The 22,287-nt window shown below is 40.2% G+C and carries 12 protein-coding genes; 5 read left to right on the top strand and 7 right to left on the bottom strand.

Annotated elements, in window-relative coordinates; genetic code table 11:
* Positions 1–100: 100 nt before the first annotated feature.
* Positions 101–4,486, bottom strand: a complete 4,386-nt coding sequence (dnaE, locus tag ACKWBX_RS02860) for a DNA polymerase III subunit alpha (RefSeq protein ID WP_413967133.1) — start codon at positions 4,484–4,486, stop codon at positions 101–103.
* Positions 4,487–4,671: 185 nt separating this feature from the next.
* On the bottom strand, positions 4,672–5,127 hold the full coding sequence (locus ACKWBX_RS02865; protein WP_413967134.1) for a ferritin-like domain-containing protein: 456 nt from the start codon (positions 5,125–5,127) through the stop codon (positions 4,672–4,674).
* Between the two features lie 271 nt (positions 5,128–5,398).
* On the opposite strand from ACKWBX_RS02865, the gene ACKWBX_RS02870 reads away from it, so the two are divergent.
* Together ACKWBX_RS02870 and rimM are read left to right on the top strand one after the other, a co-directional pair.
* Positions 5,399–5,980, top strand: coding sequence for a 30S ribosomal protein S16 (locus tag ACKWBX_RS02870; RefSeq protein ID WP_413967135.1), 582 nt, complete (start codon positions 5,399–5,401; stop codon positions 5,978–5,980).
* Between the two features lie 12 nt (positions 5,981–5,992).
* The gene (gene rimM / locus ACKWBX_RS02875) at positions 5,993–6,520 is read left to right on the top strand and encodes a ribosome maturation factor RimM (protein WP_413967136.1); all 528 of its coding nucleotides are present in this window, start codon (positions 5,993–5,995) and stop codon (positions 6,518–6,520) included.
* Between the two features lie 15 nt (positions 6,521–6,535).
* Here rimM and ACKWBX_RS02880 read toward each other — a convergent pair whose 3' ends face one another.
* From ACKWBX_RS02880 to ACKWBX_RS02900, 5 genes are all read right to left on the bottom strand, one after another.
* Positions 6,536–9,868: a VCBS repeat-containing protein gene (locus ACKWBX_RS02880; protein ID WP_413967137.1), complete on the bottom strand. Its 3,333-nt coding sequence runs from the start codon at positions 9,866–9,868 to the stop codon at positions 6,536–6,538.
* A 95-nt stretch (positions 9,869–9,963) separates the two neighbouring features.
* Positions 9,964–11,487 (bottom strand): SusD/RagB family nutrient-binding outer membrane lipoprotein, encoded by a 1,524-nt coding sequence (locus ACKWBX_RS02885; RefSeq protein WP_413967138.1) that lies wholly within the window; start codon positions 11,485–11,487, stop codon positions 9,964–9,966.
* Between the two features lie 10 nt (positions 11,488–11,497).
* On the bottom strand, positions 11,498–14,623 hold the full coding sequence (locus ACKWBX_RS02890; RefSeq protein WP_413967139.1) for a SusC/RagA family TonB-linked outer membrane protein: 3,126 nt from the start codon (positions 14,621–14,623) through the stop codon (positions 11,498–11,500).
* 326 nt (positions 14,624–14,949) lie between these two features.
* Positions 14,950–15,918: a glycoside hydrolase family 130 protein gene (locus ACKWBX_RS02895; RefSeq protein WP_413967979.1), complete on the bottom strand. Its 969-nt coding sequence runs from the start codon at positions 15,916–15,918 to the stop codon at positions 14,950–14,952.
* A gap of 16 nt (positions 15,919–15,934) precedes the next feature.
* Positions 15,935–17,806, bottom strand: a complete 1,872-nt coding sequence (locus ACKWBX_RS02900; RefSeq protein ID WP_413967140.1) for a sodium:solute symporter family protein — start codon at positions 17,804–17,806, stop codon at positions 15,935–15,937.
* 188 nt (positions 17,807–17,994) lie between these two features.
* Here ACKWBX_RS02900 and ACKWBX_RS02905 point away from each other — a divergent pair, with 188 nt between their 5' ends.
* The 3 genes from ACKWBX_RS02905 (at position 17,995) to ACKWBX_RS02915 (ending at position 22,285) form a co-directional block, all read left to right on the top strand.
* On the top strand, positions 17,995–19,080 hold the full coding sequence (locus tag ACKWBX_RS02905; protein WP_413967141.1) for a sensor histidine kinase: 1,086 nt from the start codon (positions 17,995–17,997) through the stop codon (positions 19,078–19,080).
* On the top strand, positions 19,080–19,787 hold the full coding sequence (locus ACKWBX_RS02910) for a LytR/AlgR family response regulator transcription factor (RefSeq protein ID WP_413967980.1): 708 nt from the start codon (positions 19,080–19,082) through the stop codon (positions 19,785–19,787). Before ACKWBX_RS02905 ends, ACKWBX_RS02910 begins: the two co-directional genes overlap by 1 nt.
* Before the next feature lie 203 nt (positions 19,788–19,990).
* A complete protein-coding gene (locus ACKWBX_RS02915) occupies positions 19,991–22,285 on the top strand; it encodes a PSD1 and planctomycete cytochrome C domain-containing protein (protein WP_413967142.1) in 2,295 nt (764 codons plus the stop codon).
* The last annotated feature ends 2 nt before the right edge of the window (positions 22,286–22,287 follow it).

A 22,287-nucleotide genomic window follows, 5' to 3' on the forward strand; every position in this document is an offset into this window, starting at 1 on the left:
GTCTCCCAGATTTTTCGGCGTATACTTTTAAAGTGTGTCCGTACTTTTACGGGTATGTCTTTCTCGCCCAGTTTCACTTTTGTAGACTTAGAAAATCGCATCAATTCAATTTGAAATGAACTTGATCTTCCTCCAATTGCAGTAGAAGTTCACTGGATATTTGGACCTTTTGCTTTCGGCTCGTTAAATTTACTTTTATTTCCTCCTGCATTTCGTACACCACAAAATTTAGGGTATGATTGCCTTTGTGGCTCACCAAAGTATCCTTTAATTGATATACGTTCTCTTCTTTAAGCTCATCAATGTTAAGTTTTATGGTCAGTTTTTTGGCATAGGTTTCCATGACTTCCTGTAACAACATAAAGCTATTGAACTGAATTCTGGGATCTCCTTTTTTGCCTGTTTCCCGGTTCGTCCAACCTTCACGTACAAAAGCTTTTACATAAACAAAGGAATTTATCATCAAGAAATGCCGAAATTTTAGATATTCTTCCCCAAAAATTCTAAACTCAAAGGAATCCGTATAATCTTCCATGGTAAAAGCGGCCCAGCCTTTCCCATTTTTGGAAATACGGTGTTGCACATCGGTAATTACCCCGGCGAAGGAGAGTTCTCGGTTTACGCAGCTTTCCAAATCATTGGCATGCGCGAGTCCTGCATTGCAAAATGCATTTATTTCCGTTTTAAAATCATCCAACGGATGCCCGGAAATATAGATGCCTACAACCTCCTTTTCCCGCCTTAATTTTTCCATGGTACCCCATTCTTCACAGGGAGGGACGATAGGTTCTGGAATCTGTGCCTCGCTCATTCCTCCGAACATATCCATCTGGGAAGAATTTTTGTTTTCCTGATATTTTGCAGCGGATTTAATCACTTTTTCCAAAAACGTAATACCATCGCCTTCATCGTGAAAATATTGTGCCCTATGAGTAGTTCCGAAAGAATCGAATCCTCCTGCAACGGCCAAATTTTCGAAAGCTTTTTTATTAGCAGAGCGTAAATCGATACGTTTTGCCAAATCGAATACAGAGGTGAAATTGCCGTCTTTTTTACGGTGTTCGACTATGGTCTCGACCGCCGAACGACCTACCCCTTTAATGGCACCCATCCCAAAACGTACGGCACCTTTTTTATTTACCGCAAATTTATAGTAGGATTCGTTGACATCAGGTCCCAGCACTTCTAGACCCATACGTTTACATTCTTCCATAAAGAAGGTCACTTGCTTAATGTCGTTCATATTGTTGCTCAATACCGCGGCCATATATTCGGCAGGGTAGTGGGCTTTTAGATAAGCGGTCTGGTAGGCAATGTACGCATAGCATGTAGAATGGCTTTTATTAAAAGCATAGGCTGCAAAAGCTTCCCAGTCTTTCCATATTTTTTCGAGGACATCTCGTGGGTGACCGTTCTTTTCCCCACCGTCCAGAAATTGGGGTTTTAACTTTTGTAGTAGGGCAAAAATCTTTTTTCCCATGGCTTTACGGAGTACATCGGCATCGCCCTTGGAAAAGCCCGCCAATTTTTGGGATAAGAGCATCACTTGCTCTTGGTACACCGTAATCCCATAGGTCTCTTTGAGATATTCTTCCATAACGGGAAGGTCATAGGCAATCTCTTCCCTCCCATGTTTTCTGGCAATAAAACTGGGAATGTATTCCATCGGCCCCGGTCGGTATAGGGCATTCATGGCGATGAGATCATCAAACACCGTAGGTTTTAAATCCTTCATGTGTTTTTGCATTCCGGGCGATTCATATTGAAACACCCCTACCGTTTCTCCTTTTTGGAAAAGCTCATAGGTCTTTTCATCGTCCAATGGAAAATCATCCGGTACCAAATCAATATCATGTTTGGCTTTTACGATTTTTACGGTGTCCTTGATTAGCGTTAAGGTCTTCAATCCGAGGAAATCCATCTTCAACAATCCGGCACTTTCCACAACGGAGTTATCAAACTGCGTGACGTACAAATCTGAATCCTTGGCTGTAGCTACCGGAACAAAATTGGTGATATCATCGGGCGTAATGATCACGCCACAGGCATGAATCCCCGTGTTTCTTACGGAACCTTCCAATGTTCTGGCCATTTTCAAGGTCTGGCCTTCCAAATCGTCCCCTTCCGAAATGTTCAATAGCTGATGCACTTTCTCCAGATCATCCGCCCTGAACTTTTTCTTTAGGTCGGCATCGGACTGACCAAAAATCTTCCCGAGCTTGGACATGGTTGGGATAAGCTTGGCGATCCGATCTGCGTCGCCCAAAGGCAGATCCAACACGCGTGCCGTATCCCTAATGGAAGATTTTGCCGCCATGGTGCCATAAGTGATAATCTGTGCTACTTGATTTGAACCATATTTATCGATTACGTAGTCCATGACGCGACCACGGCCTTCATCATCAAAATCAATATCAATATCCGGCATGGAAACCCTATCCGGGTTTAGGAATCGCTCAAAAAGCAAATCGTATTTTAAGGGGTCAATATTGGTGATGGTCAGACAATAGGCTACCACGGAACCAGCTGCGGAGCCACGTCCCGGGCCAACGGAAACGCCCATGTTACGGGCTTCCCTGATGAAATCCTCCGTGATCAAAAAATATCCGGGATATCCGGAGTTTTTAATCGTGTTCAACTCAAAATCGATTCGCTCTTTAATTTCATCCGTTATTTCGGCATACCTTTTTTTCGCCCCTTCATAAGTAATGTGCCGTAAATAGGCATTTTCACCGCGGTTGCCACCATCCATAGCATCTTCTTCTACCTTAAAGCTATCGGGAATGTCAAATTTGGGCAAAAGTACATCCCTAGCCAGTTCAAAAGGTTCTATTTTGTTGACAATTTCTTGGGCGTTCAAAATGGCTTCGGGAACATCCTTAAAGAGTTCCTTCATCTCCTCCTGAGATTTGAAATAGTACTCTTGGTTGGGTAGTCCGTAACGATACCCGCGACCGCGACCTATAGGCGTAGATTGTTTTTCGCCATCCTTTACACAAAGTAAAATATCATGGGCCTCCGCATCTTCCTTATCACAATAATAGGTGTTATTTGAGGCGACCACTTTTACTTGGTGTTTTTTTGCGAATTCTACCAATACCTGATTAACCCGGTCCTCATCTTCTTGGCCGTGGCGCATCAATTCTATATACAGATTATCTCCAAATTCGACCTTCCACCAAAGCAAGGCTTCTTCGGCTTGGTTTTCACCAACGTTCAGCACTTTTCCCGGGACTTCCCCATAAAGGTTTCCGGTCAGTACGATAATATCCTCCTTGTACCGTTGAATCACTTTTTTATCGATTCGTGGAACGTAATAAAAACCATCGGTATAGGCTATGGATGACATTTTGGCCAAGTTATGGTACCCGTTCTTATTCTTGGCCAATAGTACAATTTGATAACCGTAATCTTTTACGCTTTTATTGGTATGGTCCTCGCAAACAAAGAACTCGCATCCTATAATCGGGGTAATTTCCTTTTCTGTCGGAATCTCCCCTTTTTCTATTAATTCCGCATTTTTTTCTTTTACGGATTTATTATGCGCTCCTACTTCCTTTACAAAATGAAAGGCCCCCATCATATTCGCATGGTCCGTTAAAGCAACCGCCGGCATCTTATTTTGCGCAGCCGATTTCACCAAGGATCTTATGTCGATGGTGGATTGTAATACCGAAAATTGGGAGTGGTTATGAAGATGTACGAACGTGGCATCTTCCAAGGTTTTAATATTCTGGTTGATTTCTTCCTCGGAAACACCACCGGTATCCTTATCCCAAAGAGCGTCCGCTATTTTTTGGGAAGCTTTTTTAAGATTGATGTGCTTTAGACCGATTAATTCGATTGGCTTTGGATTAGCCTCCGAGAAATTCTGGAAATAATCGGGCTGTACATCCAACTGTTCGACCGTATATTGTTTCTTGCGAACCAATTCCAGAAAGCAACGCGTCGTTGCCTCTACATCTGCGGTAGCATTGTGGGCCTCTCCAAAAGGTTCACCAAACAGGTATTCATGCAGTTCTGTAAGCGTGGGCAGCTTGAATTTTCCCCCACGACCTCCGGGAATTTGACAAAGTTGTGCGGTATGCTCCGTACAGGTATCCAAAACGGGCAATTCCTGTAACGGATTTTCAACGCCCATTCTATGGAATTCCGCACCCATAATGTTTAAGTCAAAACCAACATTTTGCCCTACGATAAATTTGGTCTTGGACATGGCGATATTGAACTTTTCCAAGACCTCGGAAAGAGACACTCCGTCCTGTTCCGCCAGAGCCGTAGATATACCATGTATTTTTTCAGCATCGTACGGAATGTTGAATCCATCCGGTCTTACCAAATAATCTTGATGTTCTACCAAATTCCCCATGGCATCATGCAACTGCCATGCAATTTGAATACATCGCGGCCAGTTGTCCGTATCGGTTATGGGAGCGTTCCAGTTTTTGGGAAGGCCTGTGGTTTCGGTATCAAAAATCAAGTACATATATAAGATTCTATCTATTTGAGTTATATTCCATGAATAGTCAGGGGACCAGTACTCATTAACGAGTAATGAATAAAAATACCTAAAATGTCCAGTTGGAAAAAATGTAGTTTTTAGGAGTTATCAACCATAAAAAAGACCGGATTAATTCCGGTCTTAACTCTAATTGATATGATACTATCGTATTAGGATACGAGTTCATCGTACATTTTATTGGTGTTCAATGCTGCTTGTATCGCATTTCTATGTTTTCTCAGCATATTTTCAGTAGATGGTGCCAACACTATATCCGAATCGTTCAAGATTTCATTGTACTCCTCTAAGCTCGCTTTCTCTCCACGTTCTACCTCTTCCAAGATTTTTTCGGTTTCGTCACTTGACAAGGTTGCAGTTAAATTCATCCAAGTTCTGTGTACATCTCCCTTAAAACTTCCGCCTTTATCGGGTAATTGTCCAAAACTGGAAATTTCATTTTTAAGTTCATGCCCAAAGTTATATCGCTGTTGCACTTTATCTCCCAGAAATTTTTTGATGGAAGGATTATCTACTTTATCCTGTGCCAGTTTGTATCCTTTTTCGGCATCGTATGTACGGGTTAATAAATCGTTTAATCTGTTTGAAATTTTTTCTGAATACTTCATTTTATCTCTTATCATTTTAAATTCATGTGCTATTGTCTATCAATAACCTCATATATAAGATAACAGAAATCTTCGTAATTGCAAGTATTCACAGGGGTTTAGCATCACTTTAACGATAAAAGACGTTAATGTTAAAGGCATTTAACACTAAAAGTGAATTTAATCCTTTTATAGTCGTGTTGTATATTATAGAAATTTATATATTTGCAGCCCTTTTAAGGGAAAAATAGAATTAATAACCAGGGTCGGGCACCCTACAAATTAATGTGATATGCCAGTAAAAATTAGATTGCAAAGACACGGAAAAAAAGGTAAACCTTTTTATTGGATCGTAGCTGCGGATTCTCGCGCTAAGAGAGATGGTAAGTTCTTGGAAAAATTAGGAATTTACAATCCAAATACGAATCCTGCTACTATTGAGTTGAACGTTGACAAATCTGTTACATGGTTACAAAACGGAGCGCAACCTACGGATACCGCTAGAAACATTCTTTCTTACAGAGGGGTTATGTTAAAGCACCATCTTTTGGGAGGAGTTCGTAAAGGAGCCTTGACGGAAGAGCAGGCAGAAGAGAAATTCAAGGCTTGGGTGGAAGAGAAAGATGCTGCTATCGCCGCTAAAGTGGGCGGCTTGGATAAAGCCAAAGCGGATGCCAAGGCAAAAGCGCTTGCTGCCGAAAAAGAAGTGAACGAAAAGAGAGCATCCGAAGCAGCAGCAGCTGCTTTACCTGAGACTCCAGAAGGAGAAGATGCCACTGAAGAAGTAGAGGCCGTGGAAGCTGCCGGGGAGCCGGAAGCCGCTGTCGAAACTGCTCCAGAAGTCAAAGAAGAAGCTACTTCAGAAGAAGAATAGATACGTTACGATATGCGCAAGGAAGATTGTTTCTACCTCGGCAAAATCGTTTCAAAATATAGTTTTAAGGGTGAAGTACTTGTCAAACTAGATACGGACGACCCTGAGATTTACGAAAAAATGGAATCGGTATTTGTTTCTTTGGGAAACAATCTGGTTCCATTTTTTATTGACCGCTGTCGGTTACATAAATCCAATTTACTTCGCATCGATTTTGAAGAAGTAAAAACGGAGTCCGATGCGGATCGCATTATGGGTTCGTTATTATACTTGCCTTTGACCTTGTTGCCCAAACTCACTGGGAACAAATTTTATTTTCATGAAATAATAGGTTTTACTATTATCGACTCCGAACATGGGAATGTAGGCGTTGTTAAAAGTGTGAACGATACTACCGCACAGGCATTGTTCGAAGTGCTTAAAAACGATAAGGAACTTTTAATTCCTATCAACGATGATATTATCACGAAGGTAGATAGGGAAAACAAGGAAATTCATGTGATTACTCCAGATGGCTTGGTGGATTTATACCTTGGCTAATACTCTTTATTTAGATTACTTTTTGTTTATCAAAAATGATTGAAGCTTGGCATTATTGTTTCCCACGAATATCATCCGCTCATTTTTTGTGTTTATAAAAATTATTTTCTTCGCATCTTTCGGGGCATTAAAACCACTCTCCAATAAGGATATAGGGGAGAAATTCCCTTTTCCGTTTCCTGCAAGGAAAACTCCCTTCCCGGCATCGTTTCTTGGCGTCTCTATTTCGGAAACAAATAAGTTCCCGACCATAAGCACATCCAAATTGCCGTCATTATTAAAGTCTTCTATAAGCATATCGTTAATATTGGAAATTTGGGTTTCCATCGGTAATCGGGATATTTTGAAACGCCCGTCCCCAAGATTTTCAACATAGGATGAGGCGAACGTATTGGTCTCATAACGAAGAGCATTCTGTAGGTTTGCCCTGCCATAAATTTCTTCTAATTCCAAAGCGGCAAATGTGTCGTATTTCTTGAATGTTTTTTTAAGACCGGGTATTTGTTCGGAGGAACAGGAAAAACCACGTAAAGGGTAATGAACATTATTATTGTAGTATCCCAATACGATATCATTGCTGCCATTTTCATCAAAGTCATCATAATATATATCAAATGGATTCTTTACGGATGTTTTGTATTTATAATTTAGCCCTAAGTTGCCCGCAATAAAATCAATATCGCCATCATGATCAAAATCTCCTTTATCAATACTGAACCACAACCCGGAAGTTTTTTCTAAATCTTGAACGGTCTCTTTGGTCAGAATGTCCCCTTCGTTTTTAAAAATGGTTAATGGCATCCATTCTCCTACTAAAGTTAGGTCTATATCCCCGTCATTATCATAATCTGCCCAAACCGCATCGGTGACCATTCCAATATTCTTAAGTTCCGGTGCCAAAGCTTCGGTCTTGTTTATCAGCTGCCCATTATTGTTCTGTAACAACATGCTGGACGTTGGCAAAGGATATTGTTGGGGCGTATGCCTTCCTCCAACGAACAGATCAACATCACCATCTTTGTCATAATCCGAAGCTATAACTTTGGAACCACTTACACGATTCACATTAAGAATAGCGCCTTTGGTAAAAGTTCCTCCGCCATTGTTCATGTATAGACGATCAATGTAATGAGGATCATTTTTCGGATATTCATTTCCCCCACTGACCACATATAAATCTTGATGTCCATCTCCGTTAACATCAACAAAAATAGCATCTACATCTTCGTAATCATCTTCCTTTTTCCATAGTTCCTCGTTACTTTTTGAAAAGCTTCCATCCGTATTTTGAATATATAATGCTGCACTATAACCCGTTGCTGCCCCTACGAAAAAATCATCCAGGCCATCATTGTTCACATCGCCTTTTGCTAAAGCCGGTCCAAATTGGGACATCTTATGGGGAAGCAATACTTGGTATTCAAAATCATCAAAATTATTTTCTTGATGTGTAAAATCGATTCCGGATGTAGAAGTGTTATCTACGAAAAGCTGTTTTTTGGTGGTGGCGGAAGATTTTGGTACCTCCGTACCTTCGTCCATAGTCAAATGTAGGATTTGGTTGGCTTCAAGATTATATTTAATTGTTCTTGTGTTGTTGGGCCAAATCACCTCCACGCTATCTATTTTGTTAATATTGCCCAAACCAAAATGTACACGAGCTTCACTTGTGGAGTAGATTCCCCTTACATTGGTGGTTTCCTGTACTTGTACCGTATCTCCCGTATATATTTTTATCCTACTGCCAAAAACCGGTCTGTTGGATGCGTCTTCTAGTTTAAAACGAAGGAAATTCATATTGGTATTGGTTTCGGAATTATTCCGATATAAAAAGGCTTCCGAATTAATATTGTTGACGACAATATCCAAATCGCCATCATTGTCAAAATCTGCATAAGCTGCACCATTGGAAAAGGACTCCTGGTCCAGGCCCCAATCTTCCATAGTTTTGTCAAATGCTAGATTGCCCTTATTTTTAAATGCATAATTTTTGAGTGGTTGAGAAGGCAGTATGTTTATGGTCTTGTCCAAATCTAGAATGTCCCATATACTAATATCACCCGCGTTTGGATTTTCCTGTATCCAATTCTTTGCTGTTTCCTGTACAAATTCGCCTACTTTTTTGTCGGCATCGGTATTTCGTATGTCGTAAAGTAAGCCGTTGGTTATATACACGTCTTTTAATCCATCATTATCAAAATCTGCAATTAGGTTTGCCCAACTCCAATCTGTGGCGGCCATTCCCGTTAATTGGGCTACATCACTGAACGTGGTGTTCCCATTGTTCAGTTGCACCGTGTTGAACATGTATTGATAATGGCCACCGTTATTGACTACATTCCAAAAAGCATCAATGTTCATACCGCTCATGTTGGATTTGGCCCTAAAATTATCCTCCGCCACCATGTCCAGTACAAAAATGTCCAAAAGCTCGTCATTGTTTATGTCGGCTACATCAACGCCCATACTATAATATGAGATGTGATTTAAAGCCTCGTCGGCATTATTGGTAAATGTACCGTCTTGGTTGTTGATGAACAAAAAATCCGGTGCGTAGAAATCATTGGCTACATAAAGGTCTGTCCATCCATCATTATTGATATCACTTGCCGATACGCCATTGGGAAATCCAGTTTTATCCAGACCTGCATCTTTAGTGACGTCTTTGAAACCATCTCCGGTATTTTTGTATAAGGTTAGGGAATATTCCGGCCGGAGCAAAACAGTTCCTTTATATTCAGAAAAATTACCGGGATTGGGAGGCTGTGTCAATAAAAAAAGATCAAGCAAGCCATCTTTATCATAATCCAAAAATGTAGAATGCCGCGTTCTTTGATCGTTGGCTATGCCATATTTTTCTGCCTGCTCTATGAAAGTGCCATTTCCTTTGTTGATATACAATAAATTTGTACGCCACTCAGGTCTATCATCGTAAAGTTCACGACTTACGTAAATATCCAAATGCCCATCATTGTTAACATCGGCCACGGTTACCCCGGTAGACCAACCTCCGTCATTTTGTATTCCTGATACGGCAGTAGCGTCCTTAAAAGTTAAATCACCCTGATTTATATAGAGTTTATCCGGAACTAGATTCCCAGCAAAATAAATGTCCTCAAGCCCGTCTTTGTTAAAATCTCCCACGCCTACACCAGCACCACCATAAAAATTGGCATACAGCAGGATATTACATTCACGGGTGTCTTTTATCGTGTTGGAAAATGTAATGCCCGTATGTTGTGAGTTCAATAAAGTAAACTGTTTAATATTTTCAACAGTATCTTTTTCAGTCTTACCACAGGCTAAAAAAAGGATAGAAATGCAGTAAAATACGTAACGAAATTTCATGAGATTAAGATACGGATTATACAAAAAAGAAAGGAGGGGAAACCCTCCTTTATCAAACTAAACTTACTCAAACTAAACTAATATTTGTATTAAAATTATTCAGCGTCCCACCAAATACGCGTAAAAAATTCATCTCTACCCTGGCGTGCTACCGCAGCTTGATAATTAGTTGCATTTGCGGTCATTTCTCTTTCAAAATAGCGTAATCTTCTAGGTATTTGACCCATGGACACGTTACCAGGAAAATTTACTGGCGTTAATACGGGGAACCCTGTTCTTCTCCAGTTTGCATAGGACTCAATGTGGTTTAAATACGTAGCAATCCAATATTGTGTGTTAATTTGGTTTAAAGCATCACCGGTATCAAAAGGGTTTGCAACTAAATAATCTGCTATTTCACTATCGGTTACACTTTCATCGCCAATATCATACAAGTCCAATTGGCGCATTGCTGCTTCAACACCGTTTGCATAATTTGTAGCTGGGTCACCTCCAATACCCCATCTAACACCGGCTTCTGCAAGCATAAAGGCTACTTCGGCATAACTCTGAAAAAAGTAGGGATCCGCCTCACCTGTAATCAAATTTCGATTGGGTTCGGAAAAATTATTTATATCATCACCATCTGGAATATCCAGAACAGTAGTAGGGTCCAGACCATTTGGAAGGCCTTGTTGAACCGCAGGATCGTTACTACCGCTTAAATCGAATTCATCTCCCGCATTAGGGTCTGGCAAAGCTGCAAAAATTCTAAGCCTTGGATCCCCATTCAGTGCATCTACAAAAGTATTGCTTAAACGTAATCCACGGCTATCACCTGTTTGAAAAACTTGGCCATTCCCATTTCTATTGATACCTGCCGGACCATCTGTATGTTCGATATAGGCAATATCGGCGTTGGACAGCATAACACCCCCATCTATGGCCCGTTGAGCCCACATCTGAGCTGCCGCAGGATCTACTTTTACCAAGCGCAACCCTAAACGAAGCATCATGGAATAGCCAAAACGCCTCCATTTTCCCAAATCCCCATCAAACAGGATATCAGAACTTCCAAATTGCGAAGTTCCAGAACCTAATTGTGCGGTAGCTTCTGCAAGTTCATTCAGCATATCCGGATATATTTCGCTCTGTGGATCGTAGACCGGTCTTAAAATAGCTTCATTAAAACCTTGACCAGCTTCAAAGTAGGGGACATCTCCATAAAGATCTGTAATCTTATGGTAAATGAAGACCCTTAAAATTCGGGTTATCCCTATCATTTCTTCTGGAAAATCTTCGGTTTCCACTTGATTGAGCAAATCTTCTATGTTCTTTACCTGATCATTATAGCCTCTTTCAAACCAAGCCCCGGACCATTGAGAATTATAAAAGTATTTATCCCCTGCCCAAACACCTCCCAAAGCGGCATGATGCTGTATAAAAAGGGAGGAGTAAATTAAGTTGCCGCGCCAGTTCTCAAAACGATCCCCCGAAGTACGTAATAAGGTATTTACCAATTTTGGCTGCGGCGCTAGAGAGGTGCTCGCGTTTGGGTTTTCGTTAATATCCTCGAAGCCGTCGTCACAGGAGGTAACCATCACGAAAAATATTGTAAATAAAATTGAAAATCTTTTCATCGCGTATATTTTAAAACTTTAAATTAAGACTAAAGCCGTAACTGGCCACTGTTGGTAGACTAAAAAACTCGACCCCTTGGGCATTACTTCCATTAAAGGACGATTCCGGATCAATATTATCTGTAGCCCTGTACAGAAAGAATAAGTTTCTACCAATGACAGATACAGAAACGGAATTCAAAAAGGTTTTATCCAAAATAGAGCTTGGCAAGGAATATCCTAAGCTAAACTGTCTTAATTTGATAAAGTCCGCATCTTGGGTCACTTCTTCCGCAATAGAGCTTATCCTTCCATAATACGCTTGTAAAGTAGTATCGTCATGTGTGAACGTAAACGGTTCTCCATTTGGGTTCTCATCTGTTACGTTGGTAACCCCTGTAACTGTAAGACCTGTTTCCCTTCCTTCTAAAGTTCTCTTATCCAATCCATTACTAATTGCAAGTGCATCTGTTCCAGAGTAAATCTGGCCACCAAATTTACCATCCAACAAGAAACTCATGTTCCAGTTTTTATAACGGAATGAATTGTTGAATCCAATGGCCCATGGTGGAACACCATCCCCTAATATACGTTGGGCGGCCGCTTCAACTGGCAATCCATCCGCATCATATACAATTTGACCTTGTGGATTTCTTTCATAAGCAGTACCGAATATGACGCCAAAGCGATTGCCAGGAACCTGTTGAATAGAAGCATCAAAAGTCCTAACATTACCAACATTAATATTGTTATCGTTTTCATCGGTAGAAACTACCAAACTTTCATTGAAGGTTACGTTTGTATTAATATTCCATTGAAAATCATTGCTCTGCACAGGCACAATACGCAATGCGGCTTCAACTCCTTCATTCTCCAATACCCCAATATTAACAAACGCTCTTCCAAAACCTGATGTATTGGAGATATCAACGGGTAGAATATCATTGGTAGTTTCGGAGCTATAGTAAGCCAAGTCCAAGCCAAGTCTATTATTAAAAAAACTAAGGTCTAAACCTATTTCAATATCTTGTTTGTCAAACGGAGTCAGAGTGGGATTAGGAAGATCTCCCGTAGAAATACCTCCTAAAGGTTGTCCCAAATGGCCTTGGTCAAAAATTTGAAAAGGTAAGTTGAGACCAAAAGGTTGTATTCCTCCTTGTCCAGCCAATTCTGCATAACTTGCGCGTATTTTGGCAAAGCTGACCCATGATGGCATTTCCAAAGCATCGGACAGCACAAAGCTACCACTGATAGATGGATAGAAATCATCGTTTGGCGTTTCTTTACCCGGAGCCGACAATGTCGAAAACCAGTCGTTTCTGCCCGTCACCGTCAAGAAGAGATAGTTTTTATAGGATAATTCCACGGAACCATACAGACTACCTAGTGCCTGACGTTGCAGATCCCTTCTACGACTTGCATTCTCCGTATTCCCTAAAATCTCTAGAAAAGGTATGATAAAGCGTTCTCCCCTTAAAAATAAGAAATCACTTCGTTGAATGTTTCTGTTGCCCCCAAAAAGCGCGTTTATCCTAAAATCATCCTTAAATGTTTTATCTATACCTATAATTAAGTCAGAATCAACTTGAGATATACTGCTTTGGTTTTCATCTATACTACCTAACGGAGTAAATGCAGTCCCAAAACCTTCGATCCGGTCTGCGCGCGTAGAAGCAAAATCTATACCGGCCCTCGCCGTGATGTTCAACCAATCCAGAATATCATATCGTAATGTGGCCGAACCCAAAAACCTATTTCGTCGATCAAAACTCGTAAAATTATTGGCAGCCCAGTAAGGGTTGGTCACAAAGGCATTGGGACCTGCTTGCAATTCACTACCGTCGGCTCTTGCACCTCCAGTATCCGCTCCTAGATTTTCTATGTTCACATTGGCAGGTAAGGACACCGCGGAAAAATTTGCGTTACCGGGCGTATCGGACACCCTCGGCCTGTTTGTTACCTTTTCTACATTATATCTTGCACTAAGATTAAGCGACAACTTTTCCGCAAACGTAGAATTTAGGTTTAGTGAAAATATTTTTCTGTTCAAGGAACTATTCGGCAAAATATCATTATTATCAAAATTGGTAACCCCAAATCTGTAATTGTATTCTTCACCTCCTTTTGAAAGTGCCAACGTATTGATTAGTGTAGTTCCTGTTCGATAAAAACGGCTTTCATTATTGCCAGTATTGGCATAAGGCCTGGATACACCATCGAATTGAATAGATTCACCAGACCCCAATCGTTCCCCCCATGAAGAAAAAGCGGTATTCAAACCTTCCTCGGCATTGGCTGGCCGGCGGCCTTGGGTACCTTGTCCAAATTCTCGTTGAAAATCCCGAATGTTACTATTCAATGCATCAAAAGTTATTTGGCTGTTGTACTCCACACCAAGTCCTTGTTGGTTTTTACCGCTCTTTGTGGTGATAAGAATAACACCACCTGAGGCCCTGGATCCATACAAGGCGCCCGCGGCTCCACTTTTTAATACACTAACGGATTCTATATCGTCCGGATTTAAGCTGGATATACCATCACCTGAATCGGCCCCGCCCCATTCGCTCGCGGCTCCTAATTGAGTGTTATCAATAGTTACTCCATCTACCACGTATAAAGGTTGGTTATTTCCACTTAAAGTTGTCGCTCCACGTATGATAACACGGGTTGAGCCTGCCGCTCCAGTAGCCGGAGGAGTAATATTAACGCCTGCTACTTTGCCCTGCAACGCGTTTAATGCACTTGAGGTCTTTACTTCTGTCAAGGCCTCACTTTCCAGTTGTGTCACGGCATAGCCCAGAGAGCGCCTGTCTCTTTCTATACCCAATGCCGTTACAATTACCTCGTCCAAACTTTCGGCATCCTCATCCAAAAATTCATTAATAGTGCTTTGACCGTTAACCGCTACTTCTTTTGTGGCGTATCCTAAAGAGGATATTACCAATACCGCGGATGGAGAAGATACCGTAATGGAATAGTTCCCATCAAAATCCGTAGCGGTACCGTTAGACGTTCCTTTTTCCACGACGTTTGCTCCCGGAAGTGGGGCACCGCTATCATCGGAAATAGTTCCTGAAACTGTCGTGCTCTGTGCCATTATACTCTGTAAACAGAGTAGGGCCGCAAACGTAAAAAAATATCTAATTTTTTTGTTCATACTTAAAGCGTTTGTTAGTTAGTTTAAATCTTGATTAAATAATGGTTAAACAATTAAAAATTTCGTTATTGTTAAATATTGTTAATATTGATTTATAATGAGAACCTTTTCGACTAATAACAAAGTTGAAAAGCTAAAGAGCAATTTTTAAAAAGGTATTGGTAGTTTGCTAATCGATAATTTTATAGTAATAAAATTGGATAGTCTATTATAAACATGGTAATTTCTTGATCAATTCCTAATGGATTTTTCAAGTTTGTTTTCCCCGATTTTCCATACATATTTGATAATAGTAAAAATCAAATCTTGATAGTTCCTCCTTTTTCTCAAATACTATTTTCTTTGGTGAAGGCAATAATTTCAGAAAGTCGCCCAAAGGCCATACCAACTACAGTATCAGCAGCACCGTAGTAAATTACTACTTTGTCTTCCTTTTTGGAATGTAGGGCAGCACAGGGGAAAACTACATTGGGTACATCTCCTACGCATTCATAGAGGGTCTGCGGAGATAATAGATAGGGCCGGGTTCTATATTTGACCTGATCGGGATGGTCCTGGTCTAGAATGGCAGCACCCATGGAGTATCTAAAACCGTTGCAGGTATTGATTACACCATGATAGAACATAAGCCAACCCTCATCTGTTAGGATAGGAATAGGGCCTGCACCAATTTTGGTGCATTGCCACGCACTATCCATAAACGGGGTTACTTTTAATACACACCTATGCTCTCCCCAATACTTCATATCCGGGCTATAGCTGATGTAAATATCTCCAAAAGGGGTATGTCCATTATCACTAGGCCTGCTTAGCATGGCATATTTGCCATCAATTTTTTGAGGAAATAATACTCCATTCCTATTGAAGGGTAAAAAAGCGTTTTCACATTGAAAAAACTCGGAGAAATCATACGTATAACCAACTCCTATAGTGGGTCCATGGTAGCCGTTGCACCAAGTAATCCAGTACCGGTCCTCTATAAAAACAACACGAGGATCATATTTATAGTCCGAGCTTATCATTTTTGTGTTTCCTTCCTTAAAATGTATAGGCTCATGGTCAATGTCCCAATGAATACCATCTTTGCTGAAGCCAGCAAAGATGTTCATTTGCACGGCTTTGTTATCACAACGGAAAACACCCGCATAGCCATCTTTAAAAGGGGTGACGGCACTATTGAATATACTGTTGGATGTGGGGATGGCATCCCTCTTTATAATGGGATTTTTAGTATAGCGCCAAACAACATCCGTACAACCCTTAGGTCTTTCTTGCCAAGGAATTTTACTCATTATCATTTCAAATTAAGTCTTACATTTTTTTGATTCTGTCCAACCACGTATATTTTAAAATTAGGGAAGTTGCTACAAATACCGTCAACGTAATCAAGGCTTTGGGATAGTCGCGAATCATAAAATAGATAGGCAACAGAATCATGCTGGATTGCCACAATATGCCAATGATACAGTTCATCATGTCCAACCAAAAATCATTGTTTTTCTTAAAAGCGGCATCATCGGATTTTATGAGATTGTAAATTGGTCTCCAAAACCCCCAAGGCTTAACTTCTCCATAAAAAGACTTTAATACTTTTAGATCTGTGGGTTGTGTTAGGTAAGTTCCTAAAAAAGAACCCAATAACGAGAATCCAAATATGATAGGGAATAGATAAATGGCATGTATATGGGATAGTTCATACAACCAGGAACCTATATCAAAGCTTTCCTTATTTTGATCTAATAAAAATTGTAAAGTAGCAATGATGAGTCCTGCCAGCATACCCCAAAAGTAGCCCCAACCATTAAACCGCCACCAAATCCATTTTAAGAAATTAGAAGCCACATAACCTCCGTAAAGGGAACTTGTAATCCATAGGGTCAAGGAATTTATGGAATCCGCGAAAAATCCCATAAATACCCCGAGAACTACTACAGAAAAGGAAGCAATGTGGCTGACCTTAATATAGTGGGCATTGGTTGCAGTTGGTTTTATATATTTTTTGTAAATATCATTGACGATATATGCAGGTCCCGCATTAACGAACGCGGAAAATGTGGACATGAAGGCGGCAAGAAGCCCTGCCAATAATAATCCTTTTATACCAATAGGAATATGTTCATTGATTACCTTGGGGAGAATAATTTCCAAGTCCCCTCCGTTCAAAGCCGGATCTGCCGCCATTTGTGGACCAAGTACCACTAAACCTATGACCACTATACCGGAGATTAATAAATACCTTGGCGTAAAAAGCACTAAATTGGTGAACCCGCTCATGTAGGCCGCTTCCTTGACGGATTTGGTAGATAGTATCCTTTGCAAATCGTAGCTGGGCGTGGGGCCCGCCACACTTGCAAAAAAGCCTTTGAATAGGGACATCCCTATCAATGCACCGAACATTTTATATCCTTCGGAATCTATTAGGTCGTTAAAGACTTGAAACTTTTCGCTCCAATGCATATCCAATTGCGGACTAAAGAAGACGTTCTTCCATTCTGTGGATATGATAGCATTAATCTCAATATCCGTGTAGGTAAAAAAGGCATAACCCGCTACAAGTAAGCCAGCCAATACCATAATGCCATATTGTAATACTTCTGTAGCCACCACGGAGTACATACCTCCTTTTATCGTATATAATGTGGTAAGGAATATGATAATCAACGCGTAGGATTGTTCCGAGGTGAATAAAAGTATGTCTCCAAATTCCAAGGGAATCTGCCATGGTAAAATAATGGCCATGAACTTTCCAACACCTTCAAAAAAATAAGCAATGAATCCTACCGCGGCTATTACGGCAAAAATAGCAACGATGCTATGGGATGCCCTGCCTGCCTTACCATCCCCAAAGCGGGTCAAAATCCATTCGGAGCCTGTCATGATATTGGAGCGCCTGATCCATACAGCAAGGAACATCATTATGAAAATCTGGTTCCACACTGGCCAAAGCCACATAAACATAAAACTTTTGGCACCATATAAAAAAAGGAGCCCAACCATCCATGCCGTTCCTGAAACATCGAACATGCCCGAACTATTGCTGAGCCCTAGATAGTACCATTTAATGCTGTTGCCCCCAAGAAAGTAGGATGCTAACCCTTTAGAAGCTTTTTTGGAAACCCATATACCAACCAATAGGGTGAGTAGCACATAGAGTACGATTATACTTACGTCAATTACATTCATTCTTTATGTGCTTATCTATTACTTTTACTTACTTTAGGTTTTGGTAATGGTAATAGGTATTGAAAAAGGTCGTCTGTCTTCTTTGTTAAAAGTTGTTAATTTTAAACTGAGGTAGAATATAATTTAGACTAACGACTCTACAGTGGAGCTAAACGTCAAAAAAAGAAATCTAAATCGTTGAATTACCCATGCTACAGAAGAACCAACTTGATGATTTTTTTAAAAAAAACTCCTCAAAATATTATAAGGTAGACTACAGGCACCATATTATTTTTTGGACCATTTATTTTATGTTCAACGTATTGCGTTGGGGCAGTTTACATAACGATTTTATTTACTCTTTGAAAACCAATCTAATCGGTTTTCCCATTCATATGACTTTGGCATATTTCAATGTCTATTATTTAATGCCCAAATTTGTCTATGCAAGGAAATATTTTACTTATGCCATAATGGTATTGCTATGCCTTTTCGTTATGCTTTTGGTAAAATATAACTTGACCTATTATCTCGTAAGCACCAATGTAATGCCAGAATCTGCCGAGACTGTTGATAGCATAACCCTAAATTATGCCATTGTGACCATGTTGGGGGAATTTTATGTCGTTTCTTTTGTGACGGCCATAAAAGTAACCGTAGATTGGCTGCGGGAAAACAGCAAGCTACACGATTTGGAAAAAAGACAGTTAACGACCGAATTAAAATTCCTAAGATCACAGGTCTCTCCACACTTTTTCTTTAATACGCTGAACAATATCTATTCCTTGACCTTGGAAAAATCGGAGAAAGCTCCAGAGGTCATTCTAAAATTATCGGAATTAATGCGATATCTGCTGTATGCCACTAAAAAAAGAAGGCAGGACCTTACGAACGAAATTGAGTGTATACGCAACTATATTGATCTAGAACGCATTCGTTTTGACAATACTTTAAAAATAGATATGAATATTTCCGGTAACCTAGATAACCATACCATTGCGCCTATGCTATTGGTTCCCATTATAGAAAATTGTTTTAAACACGGTGCCAGTAAGAATATTGGTGAAATGTTGATCAATATAGATTTGGAAGTAGTAGATAGTATTATGCATTTTAATGTATCCAACACCATACCGGAAGAAAATAAAAAAAGTGAAGTGCCCACTAGGGCCGGAGGAATTGGACTTTCCAATGTCAAAAAACGGTTGGAGTTGGGCTATGATAAAGATGATTATGAGTTGACCATCTTTGAAAAGGAAAAGATGTTCAATGTGATTTTAAACCTTAAAGTATGATTTGCCTTAAAGTAATTATTGTAGATGACGAACCTTTGGCCATCAACGTGCTAAAAAACTATGTTTCACAGGTACAGGAATTATGTTTGGAAGCTACTTTCTCCAATGCGGTGGAAGCTTCCTCTTATTTACAGAACAATGAAATAGACCTTATCTTCTTGGATATCAATATGCCTATATTGGATGGACTGGATTTTCTACAAACGTTCAGAGTAACTCCATTTGTTATCATCACTACCGCACATGAGGAATATGCATTAAAAAGTTTTGAACTGCAGGCATTGGATTACTTGGTGAAACCCATTCCCTTGCCCAGGTTCCTAAAATCTGTACAGCGGGTCATTGCTCTCAAACAAAATGCTGTTGTACCGGGCAACAATAGCAAATATGAAAAGGAGAGTATTTTTGTGAAGGTGGATAAGAAAAAGCTTCAAAAGGTTTATCTTGATGATATTATGGTCGTGGAAAGTTTAAAGGATTACATACGCATATTAACGCTCACGAACAAATACATCATCCATCAGACATTGAGCAGCTTTACGGATGAACTTCCTTCCAATCGTTTTTTAAGGATACATCGTTCTTATACGATAGCGATAGACAAAGTAAATGTTGTAGAAGGCAATAGCTTGGAAATAGGGGGTATTAGGTATACGATTGGCCGCAGTTATATAGAAGAGGTCAAAAAGGCCATTCTTCAAGGCTGATTACAATATTTTAGCGAATAATTCCTTTATATAACGACATAGGGAAGTTGTTAGTCGAATTTAATGCCGATTAAAACTTTTTTTTCTAGATTTTAAGGTCTAAAATTAATTTCCTTATGGATAGGTGTTCAAACATATTTAAAAATAATATGCCTATTGTTTCGTATCGAAACCTATTCTGTACTGTTTTTGAGGTGGCACTAATGTCAATTTTTTTAAACTGTTCCCCCAATGAATCCAATTCCAAAAAAATTGCCTCAGTAGAGGGAGATAGAAGAATACCTGAAAAAGTGGACTTTACTTTTGATGTAAAGCCAATATTGTCCGATCGTTGCTTTAAATGCCATGGACCCGACAAAAACGCCATAGAAGGGGAGCTTTCATTAAGTACCCCTGAAAATGCATTCAAAGCGCTTGGCGAAAATCAAGATCACTTTGCCATAGTTCCTAATGATATCCAGAAGAGTACGTTGGTAGAAAGAATCTATTCTGAAGACCCAAACTTAAAAATGCCACCACAGGAATCTAATCTAGAGCTGACGGATTACGAAAAAGCAATACTAAAAAAATGGATAGAGCAAGGTGCGGAGTACAAGGCACATTGGTCATTTGACAAACCTGTTTTACCAGAAATACCACAGGTTAAGAAAGTGTGGGGCTTTAATAAGATCGATGCTTTCATCGCCGCAAAACTTGACCAAAATGGAATGGTTCCCAATAAAAAAGCATCTCGGGAAAAAATTATAAGGCGTATTTCTTTTGATCTAACGGGTTTGCCGCCTTCTGTTGACCTAATTCAAGATTTTTTGACGGATACCTCCGAAAAAGCTTATGAAAATTTAATCGATTCTCTACTCGTCACTACCGATTATGCAGAGCATATGGCAGCTGAATGGATGGATATTTCCCGCTATGCCGACACACATGGCTATCAAGATGATTTTGAAAGAACCATGTGGCCATGGCGTGATTGGGTAATTCATGCATTCAAGGAAAATATGCCCTACGACCAATTCGTCACCTATCAACTGGCAGGAGACTTATTACCAAATCCAAATCTGGAACAAATTCTTGCGACGGGATTTAATAGAAACCATAAGATAACGGCCGAAGGAGGTGCAATCCCTGAAGAATATCGTATTGAATATGTGGAGGATAGAACCACCACATTGGGAATAGCTTTTTTAGGACTTACTCTGGAATGCGCCAGATGCCATGACCATAAATACGACCCCATAAGTCAGGAAGAGCATTTTCAATTGTTTAGCTTTTTCAATTCGATTCCCGAAAAAGGCTTACTTGCAGGAGCTAGCGATTTTGGCGAGCCCTACATTAATATCTCGGAGAGAGAGGTCAGAGGTGTTCTGGACTTCATTAATATGGATAAAAGTCCTAAAAAAGAAGTTGCGGTAATGGTCATGAAAGAAATGAACGAACCAAGACCATCATATATATTGAACCGGGGTGTATATGACCAACCTACGACTGAAGTTTTCCCGAACACCCCCATGTCTATTCTAGCATATCCCGAAGATTATCCCAAAAATAGATTGGGTCTTTCCAAATGGTTGTTCAACGACGAAAATCCATTAACGGCTAGAGTAGCGGTAAACCGATTATGGCAGCGTATGTTCGGTAACGGAATTGTAAGTACTTCATATGATTTTGGAAATCAGGGCGCATTGCCAACACATCCGGAGTTATTGGATTTTTTGGCCGTAAAATTTAGGGAAGAGGGTTGGAACATTCGAAAAATGCTGAAGTATATCGCGCTATCCGAAACGTATCAACAAAGTACCGATGTTACCCCTGAATTATTGGAGAAAGATCCTGAAAATCTACTTTTGGCCAGAGCACCACGATTACGGCTTTCTGCCGAGATGATCCGCGATCAGGCTTTGGCCATAAGCGGACTTTTGAACAAAGAAGTGGGCGGACCAAGTGTGAAACCATATCAACCTGATGGCATCTGGGAAGAAACTACAGGCGGTGGAGGTGGAAGTACGGCCTCATATATACCAAGTACAGGGAAAGATTTATATCGTAAAAGTCTGTACACTTTCTGGAAGCGCACCGTACCACCACCAAGCATGATGACTTTTGATGCTTCTTCCCGGGATATCTGTACCGTAAAAAGGCAAGAGACCAATACACCATTACAGGCATTGGTGCTTTTAAATGACCCTCAGGTAATAGAGGCTTCTAGGGCTTTGGCCTTACATGCGCTATCAGCGGAAAAAGAATCCGTTGAAAATCAAATCAAATATATATTTCGGCGCGCTACCAGCAGATTGCCTAACGAATCGGAACTTATTAGTTTAACCGGCTATTATAAAGAAATGCTCAAACAGATAAAGGAAGAAGGGGTAAAAACCGAAACGTATCTGACTATTGGGGCATATGAAATACCGGCAACTGTAGATAAAGAGAAGCTGGCGGCTTTGTCACTTACTTCACATACTATATTAAATTTGGATGAAACCATCTCAAGAGGATAAGC

The organism is Maribacter algae, from assembly GCF_047345745.1.
In the GTDB taxonomy this organism is placed as follows: domain Bacteria; phylum Bacteroidota; class Bacteroidia; order Flavobacteriales; family Flavobacteriaceae; genus Maribacter.

Bases quoted from the DNA above. Each gene is read 5' to 3' on its own strand.
- ACKWBX_RS02880 (WP_413967137.1), bottom strand. From the start codon at position 9,868: ATGAAATTTCGTTACGTATTTTACTGCATTTCTATCCTTTTTTTAGCC.
- ACKWBX_RS02865 (WP_413967134.1), bottom strand. From the start codon at position 5,127: ATGAAGTATTCAGAAAAAATTTCAAACAGATTAAACGATTTATTAACC.
- ACKWBX_RS02915 (WP_413967142.1), top strand. From the start codon at position 19,991: ATGTCAATTTTTTTAAACTGTTCCCCCAATGAATCCAATTCCAAAAAA.
- rimM (WP_413967136.1), top strand. From the start codon at position 5,993: ATGCGCAAGGAAGATTGTTTCTACCTCGGCAAAATCGTTTCAAAATAT.
- ACKWBX_RS02870 (WP_413967135.1), top strand. From the start codon at position 5,399: ATGCCAGTAAAAATTAGATTGCAAAGACACGGAAAAAAAGGTAAACCT.
- ACKWBX_RS02905 (WP_413967141.1), top strand. From the start codon at position 17,995: ATGCTACAGAAGAACCAACTTGATGATTTTTTTAAAAAAAACTCCTCA.
- ACKWBX_RS02890 (WP_413967139.1), bottom strand. From the start codon at position 14,623: ATGAACAAAAAAATTAGATATTTTTTTACGTTTGCGGCCCTACTCTGT.
- dnaE (WP_413967133.1), bottom strand. From the start codon at position 4,486: ATGTACTTGATTTTTGATACCGAAACCACAGGCCTTCCCAAAAACTGG.
- ACKWBX_RS02900 (WP_413967140.1), bottom strand. From the start codon at position 17,806: ATGAATGTAATTGACGTAAGTATAATCGTACTCTATGTGCTACTCACC.
- ACKWBX_RS02885 (WP_413967138.1), bottom strand. From the start codon at position 11,487: ATGAAAAGATTTTCAATTTTATTTACAATATTTTTCGTGATGGTTACC.